This window comes from Prosthecobacter sp. (assembly GCF_044222345.1).
Classification (GTDB): Bacteria; Verrucomicrobiota; Verrucomicrobiia; order Verrucomicrobiales; family Verrucomicrobiaceae; genus Prosthecobacter.
The window spans coordinates 21,895-28,696 of sequence record NZ_JBGANL010000031.1 but is presented as its reverse complement, the minus strand read 5'-3'; the positions used below and the strand labels follow the sequence as shown (position 1 = coordinate 28,696).

At 58.9% G+C, this 6,802-nt stretch carries 5 protein-coding genes and 1 tRNA gene; 3 read left to right on the top strand and 3 right to left on the bottom strand.

Features of this window, described 5'->3' with window-relative positions; all coding sequences use genetic code 11:
• Positions 1-707, top strand: a 707-nt coding sequence (locus ACILSL_RS16570; protein WP_395733165.1) for a tetratricopeptide repeat protein, incomplete at its 5' end; no start/stop codon positions are given.
• A 52-nt stretch (positions 708-759) separates the two neighbouring features.
• Positions 760-2,520 (top strand): phosphoenolpyruvate--protein phosphotransferase, encoded by a 1,761-nt coding sequence (gene ptsP / locus ACILSL_RS16565; protein WP_395733164.1) that lies wholly within the window; start codon positions 760-762, stop codon positions 2,518-2,520.
• A 78-nt stretch (positions 2,521-2,598) separates the two neighbouring features.
• Here ptsP and ACILSL_RS16560 read toward each other — a convergent pair whose 3' ends face one another.
• Positions 2,599-3,342 carry a hypothetical protein gene (locus tag ACILSL_RS16560; protein WP_395733163.1) on the bottom strand — a complete coding sequence of 248 codons (744 nt, stop codon included), beginning with the start codon at positions 3,340-3,342 and terminating at the stop codon, positions 2,599-2,601.
• 305 nt (positions 3,343-3,647) lie between these two features.
• Here ACILSL_RS16560 and ACILSL_RS16555 point away from each other — a divergent pair.
• Positions 3,648-3,721, top strand: a tRNA-Gln gene (locus ACILSL_RS16555).
• A gap of 284 nt (positions 3,722-4,005) precedes the next feature.
• Here ACILSL_RS16555 and ACILSL_RS16550 read toward each other — a convergent pair.
• On the bottom strand, positions 4,006-4,791 hold the full coding sequence (locus tag ACILSL_RS16550) for a hypothetical protein (RefSeq protein ID WP_395733162.1): 786 nt from the start codon (positions 4,789-4,791) through the stop codon (positions 4,006-4,008).
• 183 nt (positions 4,792-4,974) lie between these two features.
• The gene (locus ACILSL_RS16545; RefSeq protein WP_395733161.1) at positions 4,975-6,726 is read right to left on the bottom strand and encodes an MbnP family protein; all 1,752 of its coding nucleotides are present in this window, start codon (positions 6,724-6,726) and stop codon (positions 4,975-4,977) included.
• Positions 6,727-6,802 lie beyond the last annotated feature (76 nt).

Genomic DNA, 6,802 nt, shown 5'->3' with positions numbered 1-6,802 from the left:
ATGCGCAACGTGATGCGGGCGATGCCACCGGAGCTGAGGCGGCTTACCTCGAAGCGCTCGAGGTGGGCAAGGATCTGGAGCTTCCGGCGGAGGTGATGGCCAATGTGCGCACAAGTCTCGCGACGCTGCTTGATTTCAGCGGCCGGGAGGCGGATTCGCTGCCCTATTACGAGGAGGCGATCAGCAACCACGAAGCCTTGGGGGGTGAAAATGTCGAGGTGGCGGCCCAGCTGCGCAACAATCTGGCCATGACCTACAAGTGCATGGACAAGTTTGCCCTGGCGGAGCAGCACTATCTCCGCGCACTTGAGACTTTGGAAAACAAGCGCGGGCGCCAGTCCGAGTCCGTGGCCTGCGTGTTCAACAATCTCGGCAGCCTGTACTACGCGGCCGGCTTTCCAGATCAGGCGAAGGAAATGTTTGAGGACGGACTCCAGATCCGCATCGAGGTGCTGGGGGAAAACCACCGGGATGTCGCCCAGTCCCTCTGCAATCTGGCCACGGCATGCCATGAGCTTAAGGATAATGAGGCCGCTCAGCAGCATTTTGAGAAAAGCCTGCAGATCTTGGAAGCCCAGCTCCCCCAGGAAGAGCGCAGCTATGAGGCGATCGGCGCCGATTACGTCGCCATGCTCGAGATCATTGGCGAGGAAGGCAGGGCGGCCGCCTTGAAAAAGCGCATGGAAAAGCTCCTGGCCGCAGTTTGATGCATGGCGGCGTTTGCCAAACGCTTCGTCCGCATGAATGGTAGGCGCGGAAATGATTTCATCCTCCCCTCCGCAAGAAAAAACCTGGACCGGCACCGCAGTGTCCGCCGGGGTTGCGCATGCGGTGGTCCATGTGCTTAAGGATCACTTCGACGAGCCGGACGAGGATACGATCGAGCCTGGGACGGAAGCTGACCAAATGGAGCGCCTGCATGCCGCGCTGGCCGTCACCGCCAAAGAGATCGAGGAACTCCAGCGCGTGATGGCAGGGGAGCACGGCAGCGCCGAGAGCGAGATCTTCGAGACTCATCTTTTGATCCTGCAGGATTCCACGATTCTGAAGCAGACGGAAAAAACCGTGCGCGAGCAGCAGGTCTGTGTGGACTGGGCCTACTACAAGCTCATGTGCAAGCACATGGACGCCCTGCGCGGACTTTCGGACTCCTATTTGCGCGAACGCTTTCTGGATGTGAAAGACGTGACTCATCGCGTCATGCGTCATTTGCGCGGTGAGCTTTTGGATCACCCCATGTTTGACGAGCCGGTGATCGTCGTCGCGCATGATCTGACGCCTTCCGACACCGTGCAGCTGGACCGTAGCAAAGTGCTGGGCTTTGCCTTGGAGACGGGCAGCGCAGTATCGCACGCGGCCATCATCGCCCGCTCCCTGGCGCTCCCGGCGGTGGTGAGACTGCATGGCATCTGCGATGAACTGCACAGCGGTGACACCGTCCTGCTGGATGGCGAAGGCGGATTGCTCATTCAAAATCCATCCGCAGAAACCCTGGCGCGCTACCGCCTGCGGGAGGAGCAGGCAGAACGGCGGGAGGATGTCTTTCAACTCGAACGGCACAAACCCTCCCTTACGCGCTGCGGCACCGCCATCTGCGTCGGTGCCAATGCGGAGTTCATCGAGGAAATGAAGATCGTGGAGGACAGCGGCGCCGAGGAGGTGGGGCTGTTCCGCACCGAGTTCCTGCATCTGGAAAATCCGGATGCCACCGAAGACCAGCTCGCCAAGGCCTACAGCAAAGTGGTGCAGTCCCAGTCTCCTAAACGCGTCGTGTTCCGCACCCTCGACCTCGGCGGTGACAAGGTGGACGAGCGTCTCGCCGTGGAGCCGGAGCCCAATCCCTTCCTTGGCTGGCGCGGCATCCGCCTTTCACTGGGCCGGCTGGATCTCTTCAAGCGGCAGCTGCGTGCTCTCCTGCGTGCCGCTGTGCATGGCCGCGTGGGCATCATGTTTCCGATGGTCTCCGGCGTGCAGGAGGTGCTGGAGGCAAAAGCCATCCTCAACGATTGCGCGGAGGAACTTACCGCTGAAGGCCTCGATGTGCCGGACGAAATCGAGATCGGTGCCATGATCGAGATTCCCAGCGCAGCCCTGTCCGCGGATTTGATCGCGGCAGAAGTCGATTTCCTCAGCCTTGGTACAAATGATCTCATTCAATACACCATTGCGGTGGACCGCCTGAATGAACGCGTGGCAAAGCTCTACGAGCCCACCCATCCTGCCGTGCTGCGGCTCATCGGCATGTCGGTCAATGCGGCGCGTGCGGCGGGCATCCGCATCGGCATGTGCGGTGAGATGGCGTCAGATCTGACCCTGACTCCCTTGATGATCGGCCTGGGATTGAATGAATTAAGTGTGGCCACCACGCAAATTGCTCGGGTGAAGCATGCCGTGCGCCGTCTCGACGTATCGGAGTGTGAAGCCCTGGCGAAAGCTGTCCTCACATGCACCAGCCCGGCAGAGATACGGGCTCTCAGCCGGGCTGTGGCGAACCGAAACTATCCCGAATTATTCGAGTAGCTGTAGAAGTATTATACGGCAGTTGGCAGTTCTTAGCGGTGGATTGGACACAACAGTCAACCATCGTGAACTCTGCCCTCACGCAGCCAGCTTGGTCTTCGCTTTGCGCACCGGCTTGGCTGGCTTCGGAGCCATCGTGGGGCGGAAGGCGTCACCAAAGAGATACTGGCGGGCGCTGTCCACCTGGCCCATCACCCGGCGCTGCCATTTGGTGTACTCCTTGCCCAGGCGTTCTTCAGCGTCATCGTGCTGCAGGGCGCTGTCCAGGCTCATGCGCTCGCTGCTCAATTCGGCCTGGAAGGTGATTTCTGGAATGTGCAGTTCCACCGCTTCAAACATGTCCATCACACGTGCCGCATAGCTCGTATCCCAGACCTTGTCGTCCTCGTCATAGCAGCTCGTCACGAGGTGGGCGATCAGGTATTCAGCATTATCCGAGTAAACCTCCGCCGCATCAATGACCGAGTCAAAGCTCTCCTGATCAACCGTCACAGGCAGGACGACTGAGAGGGCCACTCCCGCCGCCTGGAGAATCTGGTCCATTTCGCAGCCTTGGTAGAACTTGTTGAAGAACTCGCCCAGGCCCGTGCTCACGTCCAAAATGGTCAGCGGTGAGGAATCCACATGGGCGAGGAAGGATCGCGGTGTCAGCGAACCGGCGTCAAGGGCGGTGACGCCCCCGGCAGTGTAGGAATCCTCTTCGGTCAGGGAGAGGAGTTGATGAGAGACGCCATACTGCTGGAGGTAGCGGTGGAAGCAGAGCGCCAGGGTGCTCTTGCCGGTGCCAGGATAATCGTTTTGGATGAGGATGAGCTTCTTCATAATGATTTTCTGATATTGCACCTTTATTATGTAAATTATAATATATATTGCAAGAATAAATATCTTATAATTCCATAATTTCAATATTGTCACGCGTGCGAAAAGCTTTGGACATAAGGAAAATCAAGGCTTCCAGAGCTTTAGAGAGTCGCTGAATTCCAAGCTGAAAACAGGGACTCATCCGGGTTTCAACCGCATTTTACCCCTTCGAATGGTCCGCATTTTCCATTTAAATGCCTGTTTCAGGCCCAAGCCGTCCTTGCACAGTGGCAATGAGGCTCTAATATCGCACTCGGAGCACCTCCTACCCCGTGGTGTAATGGTAACACAGGAGATTTTGATTCTCTCGTTTAAGGTTCGAGTCCTTACGGGGTAACCACCTAGAATGGGTGGTTCACACTGGGCAAATGGCGCTTTCACTGGGGAAAACGACTTATTGCGTCTTGCCTGGATTTAGGCTTCCGAAACGAATAGCAAACAACTTGCATGCGACGCCGGAACCATGGAGCGATGGAAAGATATGCGGGTGGCCAAGACATATAGCCATCGGTAGATTTCCGGCTGTCTCGCTCTAGTGTTTGGGGTGGTTTGAGTGTTTTGGCTTCTGTGACCGCATCCTTACAGAGCGAGTCAATGAGCGCAGAGGAAGGGGCGCTAGTTAACTCACCGCACCGGCTTCACAACAATTTCTCCGGCACCCTGGACGCTCATGATGTAGTAACCCCCGCTAGCGCGGATGTGGATCGGGATCGGCTTTCCGGTTGCGTCGGAATAGAAGCTCGCGGCTCTCTGGTCGGTCTGCTGCCAGGATTGGCCATTGCCCAGTTGGAAGATGCGGCCTTGTTGAAAGCCGGTGAAATCTCGGCCGGAGATCCAGCTTTTCACGGGAAGCTGAATCGGTGCTCCGGGGCCTTCCCCTGCGTGCCACGCGCTGCGCTTTTGAGCCAGCCAGTTCCCTAATGCCTGCTGTTCTTGGCGGTCCAGTTTGTGAGTGCCGGTGCCGGCGGAGGGGAAGTCGAGGGACGCGTAGGCGAGCCACCGTTTAAGAACTGTCTGCTCGCTCACCTCCAGTTTATCGACGCCCGTGGCTACGCGCTCACGGGCGCTCATCATGGCCGCAAGGGGACCTACGACGACTGCGCGTGGACGGCGATCGTTCTGCGGTGCTCCTCCAGCGCCGACGTACAAGTTGGGGTCCAAGATGCTGACCAGAAATTCCACGCTGCGGCCTTGAGAGTGGGTGAACTGGATCCTCTGCTGATCGATCGCTTCCACGGTCACGCCGGTGTAGCGCTTGCCGGCCACGGTGCGGAGTTCCGAGAGACGCATGCCGATGCCGATCTGATACGCCCAATACGGTGCGAGAACATCGACAGCCCTGAGGCTTCCCGGCGAAGAAAGATTTGTGCCGATAAGGGCGAGCATTAGGAGAAAGGCGCGAATTTTCATGATTCGAAGGTGTCTGAAGTGTTTTCCAAGTCAATGCGATTCCTAATTTCATCGCGGGCTTTGGCCTAAGCTCTGGACAAGTCAGAGGCAACTTGTGGAAACCGCAGGGCCGGGCTCGTTCAAGGTTCGAATCCTTGTGGGGCAACCACCACAAATAGGGTTTCTGATTTGTTGATATCCGCTTCAACGTGAGGCGGTCGCCGCGTCCCCCGTAAAGCTCTCGTCCGTCAGCGTTTTGAGAAACGCCACCAGATCCGCTTTCTCCTGCGCCGTCAGTTGAATGCCAGCCTCCGGATGCTTCGCTAGGTTCGGGTCCAGCGTCGCGCTGCGGCGCACCCCGCTGCTGTAATGCTCCACCACCTCCTCCAGCGTGTTGAAGCGACCATCATGCATGTAAGGCGCGGTCAGCGCGACGTTGCGCAGGCTGGGCGTTTTGAATTTTCCACGGTCAGCCGCGTTCTTTGTCACCGCCATTCGCCCCAGGTCATCTTCCGCAAGTTCAAGCCCGTTGCTGGCAAACGGCTGGCTCGCGAACAGCGTGCCTCCGTGGCAGTGAAAGCAGTCCGCACCCCGCAGCCCGCGCTTGGGATCAAACTCCGTCACAAAAAGCTGCAGCCCGCGCTTCTCGCTCTCGGTCAGTTCCCCCACCTTGCGTGCCGCACGGTCAAAGCGCGACTCCTGCGACACCAGCGTGAGCAGAAACTGCTCCAGCGCTTTCGCGATCCGATCAGTCGTGATCTCTGCGGAGCCAAACGCTTTCGCAAACACCTTGAGGCACTCCGGATCCGCACTCAGCTTGGCGATGACCTTCGGCAGCGTCTCATTCATCTCATGCGCGTCCTGGATCGGCATCAGCACCTGCTCCCGCAGGGTGGCTGCACGGCCATCCCAGAAGAAAGACGGCTGCCAGGCCAGATTGAACAGCGGCATCGCATTGCGCGTGCCCATCTGCTGCTCCGCGCCGAGGCTGAAACGCCGCGCATCGGCAAACGCTCGCGTTTGTTCATGGCACGAAGCGCAGGACTGCGTCTGATTGACCGACAAGCGCGCGTCATGAAACAACTGCCTCCCCAGCGCCACGCCTTCCTCCGTCAGCGGATTATCGGCCGGCAGCCGCACCTGGGGAAAACGCTGCGTCATCGCCGGTGTCAGCGCATGGGTGCCAGCGGGCAGGGGAGCAGGCTTCGTGGCAAACGCCGGTGTCTGATACACATCGTAGTTCATGCGGCGCACCCGGAAGGCCTGCTCGATGTTCGTCTTGAGCTTCATCGCGAGTGCATCGCCTGCGCGCGAATGCGTTGTGGCGCCATCTTGGGCGAAGTCGATGCCCGCCAGCGCTCGCTGCACATCAAACTCCAGCGCCAGTGTCAGCGGTCGCCCTCCCCGAAAAGCCACCGGCAGCTCCACCGTCATCAACTGCGGCGCATTGGCTATGTGGTATGAGAACCCCTTCTCCAGGCCGTCCTTCGAGAACCGGCCCTCCAACGCCATGAAAATATACCCTCCCTGCCAGCCCCAGTGCAGCCCATTGACCAGAGGATTGAGCGCATGCCCCGGCGCATAACCATTCGGGTCCGATTTGTTCGTGGTCTCATCCACGCCAATGCGGAAGCGGATCCCCTTGTACTCACCCGCAGGCATGCCCGAGACCTTCGCTGTCTGCCGGCCCGCACCAGCGCTCAGATACGCAAACCAGTCCTTCGATTCCAGCCAGGTACCGTCCTCTTTTTGCAAAGCCAGCCCTGAGAGCAGGCAGTCAAGTCGCGTCACCTGGCTTCCCCCGCCCAGTCCCATCGGCTCATCCAGCCGCAGTACCTGACCATTCACCATCGGTACGATCTGCAGCTGCAGATCCTGCCCCGTCGCAGGCAGCGTGAGCATCCACATCACCATCGTCCAGGCCCGGAGCGGCACCTTGGAAAGCAGGGATCTCATGAAGACGCGAGGCATAAAAAACGACCCTTATCGTTGGCGGCACACTTTCTAGAACGAGCATAGGGTCACAAGTCAG

Coding starts and splice junctions, on each gene's coding strand:
- ACILSL_RS16545 (WP_395733161.1), bottom strand. CDS start 6,726: ATGAGATCCCTGCTTTCCAAGGTGCCGCTCCGGGCCTGGACGATGGTG.
- ACILSL_RS16560 (WP_395733163.1), bottom strand. CDS start 3,342: ATGAAGAAGCTCATCCTCATCCAAAACGATTATCCTGGCACCGGCAAG.
- ptsP (WP_395733164.1), top strand. CDS start 760: ATGATTTCATCCTCCCCTCCGCAAGAAAAAACCTGGACCGGCACCGCA.
- ACILSL_RS16550 (WP_395733162.1), bottom strand. CDS start 4,791: ATGAAAATTCGCGCCTTTCTCCTAATGCTCGCCCTTATCGGCACAAAT.